This is a genomic window from Bradyrhizobium sp. BR14999 (assembly GCF_056106085.1).
Genome location: NZ_CM148536.1, coordinates 3162269 through 3180351 on the forward strand (window position 1 = coordinate 3162269; position 18083 = coordinate 3180351).

General features: G+C 64.8%; 19 protein-coding genes. 6 read left to right on the plus strand and 13 right to left on the minus strand.

The annotated features are described in order from the left end of the window. Positions 1–89: 89 nt before the first annotated feature. Both ACR9YP_RS14525 and ACR9YP_RS14530 read right to left on the minus strand, forming a co-directional pair. A complete protein-coding gene (locus ACR9YP_RS14525; protein WP_091879164.1) occupies positions 90–851 on the minus strand; it encodes an ABC transporter permease in 762 nt (253 codons plus the stop codon). After that, positions 848–1771, minus strand: coding sequence for an ABC transporter ATP-binding protein (locus tag ACR9YP_RS14530; RefSeq protein WP_438106013.1), 924 nt, complete (start codon positions 1769–1771; stop codon positions 848–850). Before ACR9YP_RS14530 ends, ACR9YP_RS14525 begins: the two co-directional genes overlap by 4 nt. A gap of 288 nt (positions 1772–2059) precedes the next feature. On the opposite strand from ACR9YP_RS14530, the gene ACR9YP_RS14535 reads away from it, so the two are divergent. Then, positions 2060–2779, plus strand: a complete 720-nt coding sequence (locus ACR9YP_RS14535) for a hypothetical protein (protein WP_091879158.1) — start codon at positions 2060–2062, stop codon at positions 2777–2779. Positions 2780–2801: 22 nt separating this feature from the next. On the opposite strand, the gene ACR9YP_RS14540 is transcribed toward ACR9YP_RS14535, so the two are convergent. Further along, on the minus strand, positions 2802–3407 hold the full coding sequence (locus ACR9YP_RS14540; protein ID WP_370989338.1) for a TMEM175 family protein: 606 nt from the start codon (positions 3405–3407) through the stop codon (positions 2802–2804). A gap of 14 nt (positions 3408–3421) precedes the next feature. Beyond that, positions 3422–4273, minus strand: a complete 852-nt coding sequence (locus ACR9YP_RS14545) for an alpha/beta fold hydrolase (RefSeq protein ID WP_474220206.1) — start codon at positions 4271–4273, stop codon at positions 3422–3424. Positions 4274–4405: 132 nt separating this feature from the next. On the opposite strand from ACR9YP_RS14545, the gene ACR9YP_RS14550 reads away from it, so the two are divergent. Continuing rightward, entirely contained in the window at positions 4406–5026 is a 621-nt protein-coding gene (locus tag ACR9YP_RS14550; protein WP_438106016.1) for a CGNR zinc finger domain-containing protein, read from the plus strand. Between the two features lie 27 nt (positions 5027–5053). Here the strand turns inward: ACR9YP_RS14550 and ACR9YP_RS14555 are convergent, their stop codons facing one another. Together ACR9YP_RS14555 and ACR9YP_RS14560 are read right to left on the minus strand one after the other, a co-directional pair. Beyond that, positions 5054–6232: a cytochrome P450 gene (locus ACR9YP_RS14555; RefSeq protein ID WP_438106018.1), complete on the minus strand. Its 1179-nt coding sequence runs from the start codon at positions 6230–6232 to the stop codon at positions 5054–5056. Between the two features lie 16 nt (positions 6233–6248). Further along, a complete protein-coding gene (locus ACR9YP_RS14560) occupies positions 6249–7457 on the minus strand; it encodes an ABC transporter substrate-binding protein (protein WP_438106020.1) in 1209 nt (402 codons plus the stop codon). A gap of 113 nt (positions 7458–7570) precedes the next feature. Here ACR9YP_RS14560 and ACR9YP_RS14565 point away from each other — a divergent pair, with 113 nt between their 5' ends. Continuing rightward, a complete protein-coding gene (locus ACR9YP_RS14565; protein ID WP_474220208.1) occupies positions 7571–8050 on the plus strand; it encodes a MarR family winged helix-turn-helix transcriptional regulator in 480 nt (159 codons plus the stop codon). Positions 8051–8230: 180 nt separating this feature from the next. Beyond that, positions 8231–9175, plus strand: a complete 945-nt coding sequence (locus ACR9YP_RS14570; RefSeq protein WP_438106025.1) for a LysM peptidoglycan-binding domain-containing protein — start codon at positions 8231–8233, stop codon at positions 9173–9175. A 185-nt stretch (positions 9176–9360) separates the two neighbouring features. On the opposite strand, the gene ACR9YP_RS14575 is transcribed toward ACR9YP_RS14570, so the two are convergent. Further along, the gene (locus tag ACR9YP_RS14575) at positions 9361–10434 is read right to left on the minus strand and encodes a tartrate dehydrogenase (RefSeq protein WP_438106027.1); all 1074 of its coding nucleotides are present in this window, start codon (positions 10432–10434) and stop codon (positions 9361–9363) included. Positions 10435–10454: 20 nt separating this feature from the next. Beyond that, the gene (locus ACR9YP_RS14580) at positions 10455–11753 is read right to left on the minus strand and encodes an MFS transporter (protein ID WP_438106029.1); all 1299 of its coding nucleotides are present in this window, start codon (positions 11751–11753) and stop codon (positions 10455–10457) included. A gap of 291 nt (positions 11754–12044) precedes the next feature. Between ACR9YP_RS14580 and ACR9YP_RS14585 the strand changes: the two genes are divergently transcribed. After that, positions 12045–12959 carry a LysR family transcriptional regulator gene (locus ACR9YP_RS14585; RefSeq protein WP_474220210.1) on the plus strand — a complete coding sequence of 305 codons (915 nt, stop codon included), beginning with the start codon at positions 12045–12047 and terminating at the stop codon, positions 12957–12959. Between the two features lie 37 nt (positions 12960–12996). Then, positions 12997–13821, plus strand: coding sequence for an aspartate dehydrogenase (locus ACR9YP_RS14590; RefSeq protein WP_438106032.1), 825 nt, complete (start codon positions 12997–12999; stop codon positions 13819–13821). Between the two features lie 3 nt (positions 13822–13824). On the opposite strand, the gene ACR9YP_RS14595 is transcribed toward ACR9YP_RS14590, so the two are convergent. The 5 genes from ACR9YP_RS14595 to ACR9YP_RS14615 form a co-directional block, all read right to left on the minus strand. After that, positions 13825–15129 carry a PQQ-dependent sugar dehydrogenase gene (locus ACR9YP_RS14595; RefSeq protein WP_474220211.1) on the minus strand — a complete coding sequence of 435 codons (1305 nt, stop codon included), beginning with the start codon at positions 15127–15129 and terminating at the stop codon, positions 13825–13827. Positions 15130–15271: 142 nt separating this feature from the next. After that, a complete protein-coding gene (locus tag ACR9YP_RS14600) occupies positions 15272–15481 on the minus strand; it encodes a hypothetical protein (RefSeq protein ID WP_438106034.1) in 210 nt (69 codons plus the stop codon). A 241-nt stretch (positions 15482–15722) separates the two neighbouring features. Then, positions 15723–16349: a methyltransferase family protein gene (locus ACR9YP_RS14605; protein WP_438106036.1), complete on the minus strand. Its 627-nt coding sequence runs from the start codon at positions 16347–16349 to the stop codon at positions 15723–15725. Positions 16350–16376: 27 nt separating this feature from the next. Then, positions 16377–17408, minus strand: a complete 1032-nt coding sequence (locus ACR9YP_RS14610; protein WP_438106038.1) for an NAD-dependent epimerase/dehydratase family protein — start codon at positions 17406–17408, stop codon at positions 16377–16379. A gap of 30 nt (positions 17409–17438) precedes the next feature. Next, positions 17439–17957 (minus strand): Mpo1 family 2-hydroxy fatty acid dioxygenase, encoded by a 519-nt coding sequence (locus ACR9YP_RS14615; RefSeq protein ID WP_438110600.1) that lies wholly within the window; start codon positions 17955–17957, stop codon positions 17439–17441. Positions 17958–18083: the final 126 nt, after the last annotated feature.

Here is an 18083-nt window from a genome sequence, read left to right on the forward strand (position 1 = left end):
TGGAGCGCAGCGCAATCCGGGGCTGCTGTCGCATGAAGCTACGACGGTCCCGGATTACGCTGACGCTCCATCCGGGCTACGTATCTCCGTCAATTCTTCAGCCGATACCCCGTGCGGAAAATCCACCAGATCACGACCAGGCAGGCCACCAGGAACGCCAGCGTCATGCCGATGCTGACGGACACGCTGACATCCGCGATCTCATAGAAGCTCCAGCGGAAGCCCGAGATCAGATAGACGACCGGGTTGAGCAGCGCCACCGTGCGCCAGCCGGCCGGCAGCATGTCGATGGAGTAGAAGCTGCCGCCGAGGAAGGTCAGCGGCGTCACCACCAGCATCGGGATCATCTGCAGCTTCTCGAAGCCGTCGGCCCAGATACCGATGATGAAGCCGAACAGGCTAAAGGTCACCGCCGTCAGCACCAGGAAGGCCAGCATCCAGACCGGATGATGGATGTGCAGCGGCACGAACAGCCCGGCGGTGGCGAGGATGATCAGGCCGAGGATGATCGACTTGGTCGCGGCCGCGCCGACATAGCCGAGCACGATCTCGAAATAGGAGATCGGCGCCGACAGGATCTCGTAGATCGTGCCGGTGAATTTCGGGAAATAGATGCCGAACGAGGCATTCGCGATGCTCTGCGTCAGCACCGAGAGCATGATCAGGCCCGGCACGATGAAGGTGCCGTAGCTGACGCCTTCGACCTGGCTGATGCGCGAGCCGATCGCGGCGCCGAACACCACGAAATAGAGCGAGGTCGAAACCACAGGCGAGACGATGCTTTGCAGCAGCGTGCGCCAGGTGCGCGCCATTTCGAACAGATAGATGGCGCGGATGGCGCGGTGATTCATGACGTCCTCACGAGATCGACGAAGATGTCCTCGAGCGACGATTGCGTCGTGTCGAGATCGTTGAAGCGGATGCCGGCGGTGCGGAGATCGCCGAGCAGGCTGGTGATGCCGGTTCGCTCGCCCTTGGTGTCGTAATCGTAGACCAGCGTCGCGCCGCTGTCGCAGAGGTCGAGCTTGTAGTGCTTGAGGTTGTCCGGCAGCGCATCGAGCTTGCCTTGCAGATGCAGCGTCAGGCGCTTCTTGCCGAGCTTCTGCATCAAGGTCGTCTTGTCCTCGACCAGCACGATCTCGCCCTTGTTGATGACGCCGATGCGATCGGCCATCTCCTCGGCTTCCTCGATGTAATGCGTGGTGAGGATGATGGTGACGCCGGACTGCTGGAGGGTGCGCACCACCTCCCACATGCCCTTGCGCAGTTCGACATCGACGCCGGCGGTGGGCTCGTCCAGGAACAGGATCTGCGGTTCGTGCGATAGTGCTTTTGCGATCATCACGCGGCGCTTCATGCCGCCGGACAGCGTGATGATCTTGTTGTCCTTCTTGTCCCAGAGCGAGAGGTCCTTCAGGACCTTCTCGATGTGCGCAGGATTCTTCGGCTTGCCGAACAGGCCGCGGGAGAAGCTCACCGTCGCCCACACGCTCTCGAAGGCGTCGGTGTGCAGCTCCTGCGGCACGAGGCCGATCAGCGAGCGCGCCTTGCGGTAGGAGGTCTGGATGTCTTCGCCGCCGACGAGGACGCGGCCCTCGCTCGGATTGGCGATGCCGCAGATGATGGAGATCAGTGTGGTCTTGCCCGCGCCGTTCGGCCCGAGCAGTGCAAAAATCTCGCCGCGCTTGATGTCGAGATTGACGTTCTTGAGCGCCTTGAAGCCGGACCCATAGGTCTTCGACAGATTGGCGACGGAAATGATGGAGGACATGATGGCCGCAAGGCTAAGAGCAAAGGCTGGGGGAGGGAGGCTGGAACCCGCCGGGAAGGGCGGGTCAGCGGAGCCCTGAGATAGGAACGCCCTTGCCGAGCCGCAATTCCCCGGAGAAAAATGATCTCAAAACCGGCCATTCGGTGGCGGGTTTCAGGCAAGTGTTGCGCGATGGTCACGGAGCGCGGCTAAGATTGTCGCTCACGCGGCTCTTTGTTGCGTCTGCGAGCAGGCCGTGGCTACGATTCCGGCCAATCGCGAAGCGCATTGTCCCCAGGGAAAACACCGATGAGACCGAACGGCCGTCACACCGCTGGCGCTAGCCAGTTGTCCGCCCTCCGTGTGTGGGCGATGGCCCTGCTCCTGCTGTCAGTTGTTGCCATCAGCCCGACCGGCGCCAAGGCCGCGCCGAGCCAGGCCGCGACAGCAACCACGCATGTCTACCTGCTCCGGGGCGTGCTCAACATCTTCTCGCTTGGGCTCGACACGATCGGCGCCCGGCTCCAGGCGCAGGGCATCCCGGTGACCGTCGCCAATTTCGTCTCCTGGTCCTCGCTCGCCGATGAAGCCGCGACCGCCTACAAGGCCGGCCGCCTCAAGACCATCATCCTGGTCGGTCATTCCTCCGGCGCGACCGCGCTGCCGGACATGATCGCCAAGCTCAACCAGCTCGGCGTTCCCGTAAAGCTCGCGATCGGCCTCGACTCCGTGTTCAAGACCAAGCTGTCAACCGGCGCCGAGCGTTACATCAACATCTATATCGGCGACGGTCCCGGCGAGCCGGTGCGGGCTGCCGCTGGCCTGCGCGGCAAGCTCGACAATGTCGACGTGCGCGGCACCGGTGTCGGCCATATCTCGATCGACAAGAACGAGGCGATCCAGCGCCGCGTCATTGCCGAGATCGACGCCGCGATCATGCGCTCGCGCGCCCCGGCAGCTCCAGTCGCCCAACCCGGCACACCCGGGCGGGCGCGCTCGGCGGCCGCAGCGGCTCCGGCGCGGAATTAGCGATTTCTGCCACGGTGCTGGCTCACTGGGACTTGTCCGGCGTGCCGTCCTCGGCACCCGGCGCCTCCGGTCTCAAATAGACGATCAGGCAGCAGCAACACATCGCAAGCCCGGCGACGGGGAAGCGCAGGGCGACCGCGGCCGCGAGCGCGAAGACGCCGAGGGTCACGATCGAGCGGACGCGCATGATCTTGCGCTCCCGCGGCGCGACCTCGCTATCCGGCGCTCCTCCGACGAGATCCCAGATTAGTGCGACATAGGTCGCGTTCACCAGGAAGAACACCGCGGCATAGAACGCGACCGGCTGCGGTGCGAGCTCGCTCACCGCCATCCAGGCGGTGGAGAGCGGCAGCAGCGACACCGAGAACAGATGCGCGAAGTTGAACCACATCAGTCGCGGCGTCGCTTCGCTCGCATAGCGCATCAGATGGTGATGGTTGGCCCAGACGATCGCGATGAAGACGTAACTGACGGCATAAGAGAGCCACGTCGGCCACAGCGCCAGCAACGCCGCAAAGGTCGGGATTTCCGGCGGACGAAGCTCCAGCACGAGCACCGTAATCAGGACCGCGAACACGCCGTCCGAAAATGCGCTGAGCCGTTCCGGAGATCGTCTCGCATGGGCCATGGCGACAGCTTCCGTTATTTCAAGAACGCGCGAATGCTTTCCGCGATCTCCTTCGCATGCGTTTCCAGCGCAAAATGGCCGGTGTCGAAGAATTGCACCACCGCATTGGGGTTGTCGCGCTTGAATGCCTCGGCGCCGGGCGGGATGAAGAACGGATCGTTCTTGCCCCAGGCCGCCAGGAACGGCGGCTTGTGAGTGCGGAAATAGCTTTGGAATGACGGATAGAGCGCGACGTTGCTCTTGTAGTCGCCGAACAGATCGAGCTGCACGTCGTCGGCGCCGGGGCGCGCGAGATAGAAATTGTCGAGGTTCTGGCCGTCCGGCGACACCACGGCCGGATCGGGAACGCCATGCGTGTACTGCCAGCGCGTGGCCTCCGGCGTGAGCAAGGTGCGCAGCGCCTCGCGATTGGCCGGTGAAGGGTCTTGCCAATAGGCCTTGATCGGAGTCCAGCCTTCGCTGAGGCCCTCCTCATAGGCATTGCCGTTCTGCGAGATGATGGCCGTGATCCGCTCGGGATGGCTGAGCGCCAGCCGAAAGCCCGTCGGCGCGCCATAGTCGAACACATAGATTGCGAAACGATCGAAACCGATCACTTCGGTGAAGCGCTCGATCACGCGCGCGACGTTGTCGAAGGTGTAGCGGAAGGTGTCGCGTGCGGGCATGTCGGACTGGCCGAAACCGGGAAGATCCGGCGCCGCGATGTGAAACCGGTCTGCAAGCTGCGGGATGAGGTCGCGGAACATGTGTCCCGCGCTCGGGAAGCCGTGCAGCAGGAGGAGCTTCGGTGCGCCGGGCGCGCCGGCCTCGCGATAGAACACCTTGAAGCCGTCGACGTCTGCGGTGCGGTAGGTGGTCGGGGTCATGGCCGATCTCCATTGCTGTTCGTAACCAGTCAAAGCGATGTTTTTGGGTTATTCACCCTTATCACGTAACTTGTCAACCGACATTTTAGAGGTTACTTAGAGCCCAGCTTTCGGACCGGACAGCGACCGCTCATGGACAGACCGCCCGCCATGTTCATCGCCGACTCGCTCGGCCTTGATTTCCTCAACTCGGTGGCGACACCGGTCGATACGCCGGTCGATTGGCTCGACGATGGCGAGGGTCTGGTCGACTGGCTGGCACAGGCGAAACTGGTGCCGGCGGATGAGCTGGGTGCGCTGAAGGCGCGCGCGATGCCGGGCGAGCTCGACAAGGTCGCGGCTCAGGCCCGTGCCTTGCGCGAGTGGTTTCGCGGTTTCGTTCAGGCGCATGCCGGCCGGCCGCTCACTGCGAAGGCGTTGCATGAGCTTGGCCCACTGAACAGCGTCCTGAAGCGCGATGAGGCGTTCAGGCAGATCGTGCCGCGCAACGGTGAGCAGGGTGACGGTCTTGCGCTGCTCAGGATGCGACGCTGGCGATCACCTGAATCCCTGCTGCTGCCGATCGGGGAAGCCTTGGCGAAATTCGTCTGCGAGGAGGATTTTTCCGACGTGAAGGCATGCGAGGGTCATAACTGCACGATGCTGTTCGCCGACCATACCCGAAGGCGCGCGCGGCGATGGTGCACAATGGCGATCTGCGGCAACCGGGCCAAGCAGGCCGCACACCGCAGCCGGCTCAAGAGCCGGCAGTGATCGACCGCGGCGCTACATGCGACGCAGTCAGGCCGCCGCGATGCGAACCGGCATGCTGGCAAGGCCGCGCAGGGAATTGTTGAGCCTGCGCTTCGGCTCCGCCGTGAGCTCGATGGTCTTCACGCGCCTTGCGAGCTCGCTGAAGATCAATTCGCCTTCCAGACGCGCAATCATCTGGCCGACGCAGGCGTGAATGCCGGCGCCGAAGCCGACGTGGCCGGTCGCGACCCGTTCGACGTCGAACCTATCGGGTCTATCCCAGCGCGCGGGATCGCGGTTGGCGGAGGCCATGAACAGCAGCACCTTGCGATGCGCCGGGATCACGCCGCCGCCGATCTCGACGTCGCGCGAGGTGGTGCGAAAGAACGTCTGCACCGGCGAATCGTAGCGCAGGCCTTCCTCGAAGGCATTGCGCGCCAGCTCCGGTCTGTGGTGAAGCTTGCGATATTCATCCGGATGGGTGGCGAGCGCGAGCAGGGTGTTGCCGATGCCATTGACGGTGGTGTCGATCCCGGCGGTGAGGAACGGCCGCACCAGATGCGTTGCTTCGTGCTCGGTGATCTCACCCTCGTCGGCCGCCTGGTAGATCATCATGCCGAGCCCGTCGGGCCGTAGCGCATCTCGCGCGCAACATTCCATGATCCAGCTCTGGGCCGCGAGACCTGCCTTGCGCGATGCGGCCAGCATCTCGTTGTCAGGGCCAAAGCTGTCGAAGACGAACGTGCTCCAGGCCAGCAGCTTCTCACGGCCGTCCGGCCGGATGCCGATCGCATCCGGAAATACCTTCATGGGATAGGCTTCGGCGAGATCGGTAACGGCATCGAATGAGCCTCTGTCGATCAGCTCCGACACCTTCTTCTCCGCTTCCCGCTGAAACGTCTCGCGCAGCTTCCTTGCGACGCCGGGAGACAGCGTGCGGCCGAGAACCCGCCGGCCCTTGTCGTGATCGGGCGGATCGATCTGGAGCGTGAGCGGCTTTGGCAGCGCCGGGTTCATGCCGTGCAGCCCGACACCCTCGCCACTGATGAACGTCTTCCAGTCCTTCAGGGCCGGCTCGACCTCGGCATAGCCTGCCATGGCCCACACGCCGTAGCGCTCCAGCGCGAACGCAGGCCCGAGCGCGCGCAACGCCTCATAGACGGGATAGGGGTCGATCAGGAAGTCAGGTGCAAACGGGTCAACCGGACTCGATGCAATGCCGCTCATGGTCAGCTCCCAACGGCTATTGTTTCGTCAGCGGGCACTGGCCTTCGCTCTCGGACCGAAACGCGTCCTCGCCCTTGACCGTGGCGACCACCTTCAGCAGATCCCAGGCGGAGGTCGACTCGTCGGGAGCCTTGACCTGCAAAAGGTAGAGCGGATGGATCTTGCGTCCGTCCTTGCGGATGTAGCCCTTGCCGAACAGCGGATCGTCGGTCGGCATCTGCTTCATCGCCGCCACCACCGCCTTGCCGTCCTTGGCGCCGCCAGCCTTGTCGACCGCCTTGAGATAGTGAATGACCGAGGCATAGACGCCGGCCTGCATGTCGTTCGGATAAGCCTTCGAGGGAATGCGTTCGGCGAAGCGTTTCGCGAAAGCACGCGTGCCGTCGTTCAGATCCCAGTAGAACGGGTTCATGATCTGCGCGCCCTGCGCAAATTTCAGTCCGAGCGCGGGCAGGCCGTTCATGCCGAGGATCAATCCGGCCAGCTTGTGGTCCTTGGTCAGCCCGAATTCGGCGGCCTGCTTCATCGACGTGATGGTGTCGTCCCCGGCATTGGCAAAGCCGATGACGTTCGCGCCCGACGCCTGGGCCTGGAGCAGGAAGGAGGCGTAGTCGGCCGTTCCCAGTGGATGCCGCACGCTGCCGAGCACCTCGCCGCCGGATGCTTTCACGGCCTCCGCCGCCTGCTTCTCCAGGTCATGGCCGAAGGCGTAGTCGGCGGTGATGAAGAACCACTTCTTGCCGCCCTGCTGCACGATCGCTTTGCCGAGACCGCGCCCATAGGCATAGGTGTCGTAGGTCCAGTGCACGGTGTTCGGCGTGCATTTCTCGCCGGTCAGGAGCACCGTTCCGGCGCCCGATCCGACGAAGACCTTGTTCTTCTCGGCGCTCATGCCGGCGACAGCGAGCGCGATCGACGAGTTCGGAATGTCGAAGATCGCGTCGACGCCGTCGTTCTCGTACCAGCGCCTGGCGATACCAATGCCGATGTCGGTCTTGTTCTGATGGTCGGCCGCGACGACCTCGACCGGCTTGCCGCCGGCCTTTCCGCCATAGTCCTCGACCGCCATCTTGGCGGCGATGACCGAGCCGATGCCTTGATAGCTCGCGAACGGACCCGATTGGTCGTTCAGGATGCCGATCTTCACAACATCCTGGGCGAATGCCGGTGCGGCCGTCAGCATCGCGGCCAACATGCATAATTTATGCAGGAATTTGCTGTTCATTGTCTCCCTCCCATGTGCGGTCTTGGTGCCGCTGAATAATAGTTATATTTTATAGCTATTTTTGAGAGTGTCAATTCGGCTGGCTTATGGCCGGCCGCGGCGGATTGAGGATCATGAGCTCGAAAGCGTTACGACCCGGAGCGAAGTCCGCTCAGCAATCGGAGACATCGCTGGATCTGCGCGCGCTCCAGCGGACACCGGGCTTCATGCTGCGCCTTGCGCAGCTGAAGTTCTTCGAAGGCTTCTACGAGGAGTTTGCCGCATTGGGCTTGACGCCCGCGACCTATGCGATCTTCGCCGTCATTCGCGACAATCCGGGGGTTCCCCCCAGCAGCCTTGCCAGCGTGCTCCGCCTGCGCCTGCCGAACCTGATCAAGATCCTGAACGAGCTCGAATCGTCCGGCTTCATCAAGCGCAACCGCTCGAAGTCCGATCGCCGTGCCGTCGAGCTGATGCTCACGCCAAAGGGCGCAAAGCTCATTGCCGAGGGGGCAAGGCTGACGCAGCCCTACAATGAAAGGATGCTGGCGCCGCTCAGCGAGGCCGAGCAGCGTACGCTGCTCGACCTGCTGAATCGGATTCTGCCGCTCTAGCCCCTCGCTGGGACGACCCGGGCCGATCGTCGCAAAGCTGTCATCTCCCGCCAAGGCGCGGCAGCTCGACGGGTTTCGGAGGGGCTGCAGCCGGTTCCGTGCCCCAAAATCCACCCAATCGGTGGTCACTAAGCCCCGCGGGGGAGGCCACTGCCTCCCCGTGGCGGGACTGCTGGACGGATGATTCATGTGAGGCGACTAGTCGTGCTGGCAGCGGTTGCGCTGCTCGCCTTGAGCAGCGGCATGGCCGCGGCCTCACCGGCCAAGTCCAAGACCACTGCGGCCGTCCCCGCCGCGCCGCCGCCACCGCCGTTTGAGCCATTGCCGCCGCCGAAGGTTTATCTGTTCCGCGGCGCCATGGGGCCGATCTTCTCGACCGGCATGGACCGGCTCGGCGAGAAGCTGACGCAGGCCGGCTTCTCCGCCGACGTCTACGAATTCACCCTGTGCCGGCTGATCGGCAATCGCGTCATCGCCAGCTACAAGGAGAAGGCGGCGCCGATCGTGCTGATCGGGCATTCCATGGGCGGTCTGTGCTCGATCGTCATCTCCGAGATGGCGGCCAAGGAGAACATCCCGATCAGCCTCGTCATCGCCATCGATCCCGCGCATGCGACCGGCGACGTGCCGCTCAATGTCGAGCGCTTCATCAACATCTTCCTGTCCGACAGCGTGCTCGGCGGCGGCGACGTCGTGGCCGTGCCCGGTTTTCGCGGTCATTATGCCAGCTATGATCTGAAGGAAAATGCGCGCGTCTCGCACATCAACATCGAGAAGTCCGACGACATCCATCGCCAGATCGTCGAGATGGTCACGAAGTTGCCGCGCATCCCACCGCAGACCCAGGCCGATGCCGTGCCGCTGCGCTATCTCGTGCCCGCCGATACGCTGGTCGAATTATGGGACAGCGGCGTTCGGCTGCCGGTTCGTCGCGGCGACACCATGGAGAGCATCGCCGCCGCCAACCGCGTGCCGCTGTGGTCGCTCGCGCAGAGCAATTCGCTTGCAGAGGACGCGCAGCTCACCCCCGGCCAGACCATCATCGTCCCGCGCCATCTGACACCGCCGGAGCCGGCCGCAGCGATGGCGATGCCGCCGCCTGCTCCGGCCACGTCGCGGAAGTAGGGGCTCTTCGCCTCTCCCCGCGTGCGGGGAGAGGCCGGAATTTGCGAGAGCAAATTCCGGGTGAGGGGGGCCTCCGCGAATCCAACTATCACCGTCCCCGGGGAGAGTCCCCCTCACCCCAACCCTCTCCCCGCAAGCGGGCGAGGGGGCGCACCGGCCTCGCGGCACGAACTCGGCTAGATCAGCTACACATTCGACCCGTGGATCGCGTCGATCACGGCGTCGGTTACTTCCTTCGTCGTCGCCTTGCCGCCGACATCGGGCGTCAGCACGCCGGCTGCGCAGACGCGCTCGACGGCTGCCATCAGCCGCGAGGCCGCGTCCTTCTCGCCGAGATGCTCGAGCATCTGCGCGCCGGTCCAGAACGTCGCGACCGGGTTGGCGATGCCCTTTCCGGTGATGTCGAAGGCCGAACCGTGGATCGGCTCGAACATCGATGGGAAGCGGCGCTGCGGATCGATGTTGCCGGTCGGCGCGACGCCGAGGCTCCCGGCGAGCGCGCCGGCGAGATCGGAGAGGATGTCGGCATGGAGATTGGTCGCCACGATCGTGTCGAGGCTCTTCGGATGCAGCGTCATGCGCACCGTCATGGCGTCGACCAGCATCTTGTCCCAGCTGACGTCGGGAAAATCAGCGGCGACCTCGGCGGCGATCTCGTCCCACATCACCATGCCGTGGCGCTGCGCGTTCGACTTGGTCACGACCGTGAGCAGCTTGCGCGGACGCGACTGCGCGAGCTGGAACGCATAGCGCATGATCCGCGTGACGCCGACGCGGGTGAAGATCGCGACCTCGGTGCCGACTTCTTCCGGCAGGCCCTTGTGGGCGCGGCCGCCCATGCCGGCATATTCGCCTTCCGAATTCTCGCGCACGATCACCCAGTCGAGATCGCCGACGCCGACATTGCGCAGCGGCGAGGCGACGCCCGGCAAAATTTTGGTCGGCCGCACGTTGGCGTATTGGTCAAAGCCCTGGCAGATCGGCAGGCGCAGGCCCCACAGCGTGATGTGGTCGGGCACGTCGGGCGCGCCGACCGCGCCGAAATAGATCGCGTCGAATTTCTTCAGCTCGGTGAGCCCATCGGCTGGCATCATCACGCCGTGCTTCTTGTAATAGTCCGAGCCCCAGTCGAACGTTTTGACGTTGAAGGCGAGGTCGCCGCTGCGTTTTGCCAGCGCGTCCAGCACGCGGATTCCGGCCGAGATGACCTCGGGACCGATCCCGTCGGCGGGAATGGCTGCGATCGAATGGGTGCGCATGAGAATGCTCCGTTGAGAGATCAGTGGGATTGCGGGACAGGTTCGACGGGCGCAGGTTGCGCGCGCGACAATAGCAGGGTGAGGGCGGCGGAGAGAACGAGCAGGCCGGCGACGAAGTAAAGCCCGCCGACAAAACTGCCGGTCTGGTTCTTGATCCAGCCGATCATGGCGGGACCGACGAAGCCGCCGAGATTGCCGATCGAGTTGATGGTGGCAATGCCGGCCGCGGCCGCGGGTCCGGACAGGAACAGCGTCGGCATGCTCCAGAGCGGCGGTTTTGCCGAGGAGATGCCGATATTGACCAGCGTCAGCGCGACCAGCACGGCGACGACGCCGGTCGCGAGCCCGGCATAGGCGAGACCCGCGGCGGCGATCAGGCAGGCCCACACGACGTGCCAGGTGCGCTCGCCGGTGCGGTCCGAATGCCGCGCCCACAGGATCATGGCGATGACCGCGGCCGTTGCCGGCAGCGCATTGAGGAAGCCGACCTGAAGCGAGGACAGGCCAAACTGCTTGATGATCTGCGGCGCCCAGACGCCGAGCGTATAGAGGCCGGCCGAAGTGCCGAAATAGATCAGCGACAACGCCAGCACGCGGGGATCGGCGAGCCCGCGCCAGATGCTGTGGCTTGCGGTCGCGGCCTTGCTGGTGGTCTCGACGTTCATGGTCTCGACCAGCCAGCGCCGTTCGTCCTCCGCAAGCCATTTCGCCTTCTCGGGACGGTCCGTCAAAAAGCCCAGCACGACGAAGCCGAGCAGCACGGCCGGCAGCGCCTCGAGCACGAACAGCCATTGCCAGCCCTTGAAGCCGAGCATTCCGTCCATCTCCAGCAGCGCACCTGAGATCGGCGAGCCCAGCACGGTCGAGAGCGGCGCGGCCGCCATGAACAGTGCCGTCACCGCGGCACGCTGGCGCGCCGGAAACCAGTAGGAGAGGTAGAGGATGATGCCGGGAAAGAAGCCGGCTTCGGCGACGCCAAGCAGGAAGCGCAGCACGTAGAAGCTGGTCGGCCCTTGCACGAACGCCATCGCGGCCGAGACCAGGCCCCAGGTGATCATCACCCGCGCGATCCAGATCCGCGCGCCGATCTTGTGCAGGATGATGTTGGAGGGCACCTCGAACAGGAAATAGCCCCAGAAGAAGATGCCGGCACCGAAGCCATAGACCGCGGGCGACAGGCCGATGTCCTTGTTCATCGTCAGCGACGCGAAGCCGATATTGACGCGGTCGATGAAGGCCACGAAGTACAGCAACATGATGAAGGGAACGATGCGCAAGGTGATCTTGCGCAGCACGCGCGTCTGAATCTCGCTCGCCACCCTGGCCTCCTCAGGTTCCGGTTTGTTGTTGTGTGGCGGACCCCAAGGTCCACGCCGGCAGCGAGCCTAGGCGTGGGAAGGAGACGGACTCAATTGGCGCTGGTTTATACAAAAAAATGATATAATCCTCGGGAGGTAACCTATGCGAGGTGAGCGTTAGGCGCGCTGACGCTTCCTCGCCGTCATGGCCGGGCTTGTCCCGGCCATCCACGTCTTGCGGCGCGGTGCAAAGAACGTGGATGCCCGGGACAAGCCCGGGCATGACGATCTCGCGACACGAGAGGATTTGGGATGGAATTGCATCAGCTGCGATGCTTCGTGGCGGCGGCCGAGCAACTGCATTTCGGCCGCGCGGCGCAGCAGCTCCAGATGCTGCCCTCCGCGCTCGGCCGCCAGATCAGGCTGCTGGAGGAGGATCTGGGCACGCGGCTGTTCGCGCGGACGACGCGCGCGGTGTCGCTCACCGAGGACGGCGCGACGCTGCTGCGCGATGCTCGCGCCATCCTCGCCCGCGTCGAGGCGGTCGAGAGCAATTTGCGTAACCGCTCACGCGCAGGCGCGCGGCGGCTCCGCGTCGGCGCCATCGACAGCGCGGCCGCGGGATTGCTGCCGCCGCTGCTGCGCGATTTCCGCGACAAGCATCCTGACATCGCGGTGCAGCTCCTCGAAGACAAGACGATCCGGCTGCTGCCGAAGATCCTGACCGGCGCGCTCGATCTCGCCTTCGTGCGTCCGCCCGACCGCGCCGACAAACGGCTCGAATTTCGCGATCTGCTCCAGGAGACGGCGATCGTGGCGTTCCCGCAGCGGCATTCGCTGGCCAAGAGGACGTCGATCACGCTGGCTGACATCGCCGACGAGGCGATGCTGGTGCCGGACCGCCGCTCGCGGCCGCACAGCCACGACCTCACGATGAAGCTGTTCGAGCAGGCCGGCCTGACACCGCGCATCGTGCAGGTCGCCGATGAGAAGCAGACCATCATCAACCTGGTCGCGACCCGGCTCGGCGTTGCGATCGTGCCGCGCTGGACCGCACGGATGGCGGTGACGGGCGTACGCTTCGTGCCGCTCCGGCCGAAGCAGGTCGGCCCGGTCGGCCGGCTGCCGCTCGCCGCCGCATGGCTGCGCGGCTCGCGCGATCCGGCCCGGGACGCCATGCTGGCGGTGCTGGAGGCGCGCCTGCGCAGCTATGCGCGGGAGGCCTGAGGCGCTATGACGAAAGCTCGGATCAAAGGTGGGTGCGATGGCTGAACGGAGAGCGTCGGGCGAGTTGCGGGTTGCCATTGCGGGATTGGGCTCGATCGGCACCAAGATCGCGACCGCGCTCGACCAGGGCATCGAAGGACTGACACTGTCGGCGGTGGCCATGCGCGATCCCGCCAAGCATCAGGCGTTTCTCGGTGGCCTGCGCCGTTCGCCACGGGTCTTGCCCATCGACCAGCTTGGCGAAGTCGCCGACATAGTGGTGGAGTGTGCGCCGAGCCGGCATCTGCGCGAGATCGTCGAGCCTGCGGTCAGGCGTGGCAAGGCCGCGGTCGTGGTCAGCGTCGGCGGGCTGCTCGACAATTTCGATCTCGTCGATCTCGCCCGTGCCAATGGTGGCCGCATCATCGTGCCGACCGGCGCGCTGATCGGGCTCGATGCCGTCAATGCTGCCGCGATCGGCACCATTCATTCCGTGAAGATGGTGACGCGCAAGCCGATCGACGGCTTGAAGGGCGCGCCGTTCATCGTCGAGAACAACATCGACATCGACAAGCTGCGCGAGCCGCTCAAGCTGTTCGAAGGCACCGCGCGCGAGGCCGCAAAGGGTTTTCCGGCCAATCTCAACGTCGCGGTGGCGTTGTCGCTTGCGGGCGTCGGGCCCGACCGCACGGAGGTGCAGATCTGGGCCGACCCGACCGTAACACGCAACGTTCACCGCATCGAGGTCGAGGCGGATTCCGCGCGGTTCTCGATGTCGATCGAGAACATCCCGTCCGAGAATCCCAAGACCGGATTGATTACGGCCTTTTCCGTGATCGCGCTGCTGCGCAAGCAGCGCGCCACACTCTGCGTCGGAACCTAACGCTTAGGCCCCCGTCACGCGCCAGATCACGTTGCCTACGTCGTCGGCCATCAGCAGCGACTTCTTGTCGGGGCCAATCACGACGCCAACCGGACGGCCGTAGGATTCCTTCTCGTCGGGGGACAGGAAGCCCGACAGGATGTCGCGACCGGGGCCGGACGGCTTGCCGTTTTCGAACGGGATGAACACCAGCTTGTAGCCCGACAGCTTGCTGCGATTCCACGAGCCGTGCTGGCCGATCACCATGCCGTCGGGGAAGCCGGGCAGGGTGCCGGCGGGCATCCAGCACAGGCCGAGCGAAGCGGTGTGGCCGCCGAGTGCGTAGTCCGGTTGAAGCGCCTTGGCGACCATCGCCGGATCCTGCGGCACGCGATCGTCCACCGTCTTGCCCCAGTAGCAATAGGGCCAGCCGTAGAAGCCGCCGTCGCGCACCGAGGTGAGATAGTCCGGCGGCGTCTCGTCGCCGAGGCCGTCGCGCTCATTGACGACAGTCCAGAGCACGTCCGTCGTTGGCTCCCAAGCGAGTCCCACCGGATTGCGCAGGCCGGCGCCAAAAATGCGATGCGTGCCGGCGACGAGGTCGAGCTCGTAGACCGCGGCGCGGCCTTCTTCGACCTCCATGCCCATCTCGGCGATGTTGCTGAGGGAGCCGACACCGGCATAGAGCTTCTTGCCGTCGGGGCTCGCGAGCAGGCTGCGGGTCCAGTGGCCGCCCGGCTTGAACGTCGTGAGCCGCTTGCCCGGCGCAGTGATGCGGTCGGCATTGGCGACGTAGGGGAAGGCCATCACGCCATCGGTGTTGCCGACATAGAAGGTGTCGCCGACCAGCGCCATGCCGAACGGCTGGCTGAGGTTTTCCATGAAGGCGCCGCGAACCTCCGCGACGCCGTCGCCGTCCTTGTCGCGCAGAAGCGTGATGCGGTTGGCGGAAACGCCGAGCGCCGCGGCGCGCCGCATCGTCGCCTGCATCGCATAGTGAAACACGGTGCGCGGGGGACCTGCGACCTGCGTCGCTTCCGCGATCAGCACGTCGCCATTGGGCAGCACCTCGATCCAGCGCGGATGATCGAGCCCGGTCGCGAACGCATTGACCTTGAGCCCGGGGGCGACGGTCGGCTTCTGGCCCTCGCTCCAGCCGCGCGCAGTCGGCATCTTCAGCGTCGGGATCGCGCCTTGCGGCTTCGCCTCGGGGATCGCAGGGGTCTCTCCCCAGGCGGGTGCCGGCTCGGTGCCCGACAGCTTGCGCCATTGCAGCGCGATGCCGCCGAGGAGCGCAACGAACTGCGCAAAGATGCTTGAAAACGTCATGAGAAGCCCCTGTGTGCGCGCGCATCCAACTGGTTGACGGGGCAGACGTCAACCTGTGCGGCATGCCGCCGGGGCCTATTCCCTTGGAATGGCAGCCGATCGAATTTGCATGGGACGAACGCCGACGGGCTGTGCGCGGAGATCAGCGGCCGATTTGCCGCTCGAGCCGCCGTGCCGCGCGAACATCACCGAAGTGATGGATGTTCGGTCTGAGCGCGGCCTCCTTGGACAGGAGGTGATAGACCCGCGCCACCGTGCGCTGCTTCCGCTTCGGCCATCCGGGTGGCAACGCCCGCGCCTTGCGGACGGCAGCAATCGCGTGCTCGCGAAAATAATCGTAGGCATCCGACATGGCTCGATGCTCTGCGGGTGGTGCAGGTTCGAGGCGTAACGGGGGGCAGGGAGCGGCGGTTCCCGGCGAGGCGTACTGCCTCCACAACGTCGTCCTGGCGAAAGCCAGGACCCATACCGCGGAATCTATCGGTTGTGGCGCGGTGGGAGTACCGGACGACGACTCTCCGCCAAACTCCTCCCTGGGGTAATGGGTCCTGGCTTTCGCCAGGACGACGTCGGAGGGTGTGGCGGCCTCTTCGTCACCGCGGCGACAGGAACGGGATGATCATTGGCACGCGGCGGCAATAGGCGCCGTAGGCGTCTTCGCCGAGTTCCTTGGACAAGAACACTTCTTCCATCCGCCCCTTCTGCCACATGCCGAGCGAGATCAGGATGGCACCGAGGATCGCGGTCACGGTGCCGACCGCGATGCCGGTCGCGAGCATGCCCGCGATCAGGCCGGTGTAGATCGGGTGGCGCACGATGCCGTAGGGACCCGTATCGATGACGCGATGGTCTTCCTTGTGGGTGATGGTGTTGGACCAGAATTTGCCGAGATGCAGCCGTCCCCACCAGGTGAAGGAGATGCCGGCGAGCACGATCAGGGCCGTGATGTAGACGCCGGTGTTGCTGAACACCCAGAGCGGCTTCTCGTTCAGCACTTCGGCTGTCCACGGCGTGAACAGGATGCCACCGACCAGGATCGGGATGCGATAGCGGCCGGACTCCAGCGTCATCACCTGCTTCTGGGTGCGGCCCTGCCAGAACGAGGCTCCGACCCAACTGACGAGCCAGGCGAGCCAGATCAGGGCGAGCAGTTGCGTCGGCCAGGTCGTGGTCCAACCACCCCAGGCGACAGAGAGAAGCTTGCTGAAATCGAAGGACATGAAGGTTCTTTGCGTTGGGCGGAGCGCTCAGCTCGCGCGCGAGGAGAGCGCGTGATGCTCGATGGCGCCGGAGGCGGGCAGGCCGCCGCGGGCGAGAAGGTGGGTGATGGTTTCGCGCAGGACCGGCTCGATCGGACGCGGCGAATAGCCGAGCTCGGTGCGGGCCTTGCCGATCGAGAGATCGCTCGCGGCCAGCGCGATGCGCACGCCCTCGGCGGTGCCGTTCGGCGGCCGGCGCGTGACGTGATCAGCGATGTATTCAAGCATGATCGCGGAGAGCTCGGCGATCCTGCCGGGCACGACGACCGGAAACTGCCGGCGGCCGCTCATCGCCGACATCATGCGCAGGATGTTGCCGAGCGGGACGCAGTCGCCGCCGAGAATGTAGCGGTGGCCGATGCGGCCACGCTCCATGGTCAGCACGAGGCCCATGGCGACGTCGCGGACGTCGACGAGGTTGACCAGGAAGTTGAGATGCGGCTGCACCTTCTTCTGGAGGAAGTACCACAGCATCGCGGTCGGCGGCGTCAGATTGTGGTCGGCTGCGCCGATCGGCATGGTCGGCGTGCCGATCACGAGCGGATAGCCGCTAGCCGCGGCCTTCGCGGCGCAATGCTCGGCGAGCGACTTCGAGCGCGTATAGGCGCCGGGCATCGCAGCGGCCGGCTGCAGTGCCTCCTCGGCGGGAACACCGTTGAGCTCGGAATAGGGGAACAGGATCGATTCGGTTGAGCAGTGCAGGAAGCGCGACACGCCGCGCTTCATCGCGGCCGCGAGCACGATCTCGGTGCCGCGGCAATTGACCTCGTGAAAGTCCTGCTTGTTGGCGGCCCACATGCCGGGCAGGCCGGCGAGGTGATAGATCTGATCGACGCCGGCCAGCGCGGCATCGACCGCATCGCGGTCCAGCACCGAGCCATGGGCATATTCAACATCCGCGTTCGCCGCGGCCGGCGCACGAACATCGAGAACACGCACCCGCTGCCCACGGGCGCGGAGCGCTTCTACGAGATGATGTCCGATGAAGCCGCTGCCACCGGTAACCAGTACGAGAGCCATGAAGACGGTTTGCTGTTTCGCTTCTGGAAGTTATCGAGTCGAAAGGGAATTGGTCGGAAGAGGCCCCAGAATCGCGGCAAGGTCGCGACGGAAGCCCAGTGCAATGAATAATTTTGCCATCACGAACATCGGCCCAAGCAAAAGATGCGAAGGAAAAGTGAACAACGAGGCCTCGCGCCCCTCAAAAACCTTGTGGCCGATGGTCTGCGCGGCGAGGCCGAGCACGACCATCGTGGCGAAAATCGCCCACATCGCCACTATGCTGACTTGCGCCGCGATGGCGGTCGCAATCGAAAACAGCACAATGGAGACGGCCAGAATGCCGAGCCCGAGCCCCAGATCGAGCAGCAGCCAGTAAATCAGAACCGGCAGCGCCAGGATCACCGCGAGGCTGACATCGAATCCGAACAGCGGCAGCTTGACCAGTGTCAACGGCATGACAGCGCCGGTGAACAGCAGGAGGATGCCGACCACATGCATCGCCGTGTTCCGGGGATCGCGATGGTACTCGACGTAGACGGCAAGTTGGCGCTGAAAAAAGCCACCCATTTCGGTCTCATGCAGCACGGGGTCGGGGGAAGGGGCGAACAGAGGCTATAGCACCTGATAGGGCGGTGCACAAACTGGCGCTATTGTCGCGCGAGACCGCGCTGTTGCGCTGTGAGACAGATCACA

Excerpts from the sequence above, each read along its gene's own strand:
- ACR9YP_RS14570 (WP_438106025.1), top strand. The coding sequence starts at position 8,231 with ATGATTCATGTGAGGCGACTAGTCGTGCTGGCAGCGGTTGCGCTGCTC.
- ACR9YP_RS14550 (WP_438106016.1), top strand. The coding sequence starts at position 4,406 with ATGGACAGACCGCCCGCCATGTTCATCGCCGACTCGCTCGGCCTTGAT.
- ACR9YP_RS14530 (WP_438106013.1), bottom strand. The coding sequence starts at position 1,771 with ATGTCCTCCATCATTTCCGTCGCCAATCTGTCGAAGACCTATGGGTCC.
- ACR9YP_RS14535 (WP_091879158.1), top strand. The coding sequence starts at position 2,060 with ATGAGACCGAACGGCCGTCACACCGCTGGCGCTAGCCAGTTGTCCGCC.
- ACR9YP_RS14610 (WP_438106038.1), bottom strand. The coding sequence starts at position 17,408 with ATGGCTCTCGTACTGGTTACCGGTGGCAGCGGCTTCATCGGACATCAT.
- ACR9YP_RS14615 (WP_438110600.1), bottom strand. The coding sequence starts at position 17,957 with ATGGGTGGCTTTTTTCAGCGCCAACTTGCCGTCTACGTCGAGTACCAT.
- ACR9YP_RS14555 (WP_438106018.1), bottom strand. The coding sequence starts at position 6,232 with ATGAGCGGCATTGCATCGAGTCCGGTTGACCCGTTTGCACCTGACTTC.
- ACR9YP_RS14525 (WP_091879164.1), bottom strand. The coding sequence starts at position 851 with ATGAATCACCGCGCCATCCGCGCCATCTATCTGTTCGAAATGGCGCGC.
- ACR9YP_RS14595 (WP_474220211.1), bottom strand. The coding sequence starts at position 15,129 with ATGACGTTTTCAAGCATCTTTGCGCAGTTCGTTGCGCTCCTCGGCGGC.
- ACR9YP_RS14540 (WP_370989338.1), bottom strand. The coding sequence starts at position 3,407 with ATGGCCCATGCGAGACGATCTCCGGAACGGCTCAGCGCATTTTCGGAC.
- ACR9YP_RS14585 (WP_474220210.1), top strand. The coding sequence starts at position 12,045 with ATGGAATTGCATCAGCTGCGATGCTTCGTGGCGGCGGCCGAGCAACTG.
- ACR9YP_RS14560 (WP_438106020.1), bottom strand. The coding sequence starts at position 7,457 with ATGAACAGCAAATTCCTGCATAAATTATGCATGTTGGCCGCGATGCTG.
- ACR9YP_RS14545 (WP_474220206.1), bottom strand. The coding sequence starts at position 4,273 with ATGACCCCGACCACCTACCGCACCGCAGACGTCGACGGCTTCAAGGTG.
- ACR9YP_RS14605 (WP_438106036.1), bottom strand. The coding sequence starts at position 16,349 with ATGTCCTTCGATTTCAGCAAGCTTCTCTCTGTCGCCTGGGGTGGTTGG.
- ACR9YP_RS14590 (WP_438106032.1), top strand. The coding sequence starts at position 12,997 with ATGGCTGAACGGAGAGCGTCGGGCGAGTTGCGGGTTGCCATTGCGGGA.
- ACR9YP_RS14600 (WP_438106034.1), bottom strand. The coding sequence starts at position 15,481 with ATGTCGGATGCCTACGATTATTTTCGCGAGCACGCGATTGCTGCCGTC.
- ACR9YP_RS14565 (WP_474220208.1), top strand. The coding sequence starts at position 7,571 with ATGAGCTCGAAAGCGTTACGACCCGGAGCGAAGTCCGCTCAGCAATCG.
- ACR9YP_RS14575 (WP_438106027.1), bottom strand. The coding sequence starts at position 10,434 with ATGCGCACCCATTCGATCGCAGCCATTCCCGCCGACGGGATCGGTCCC.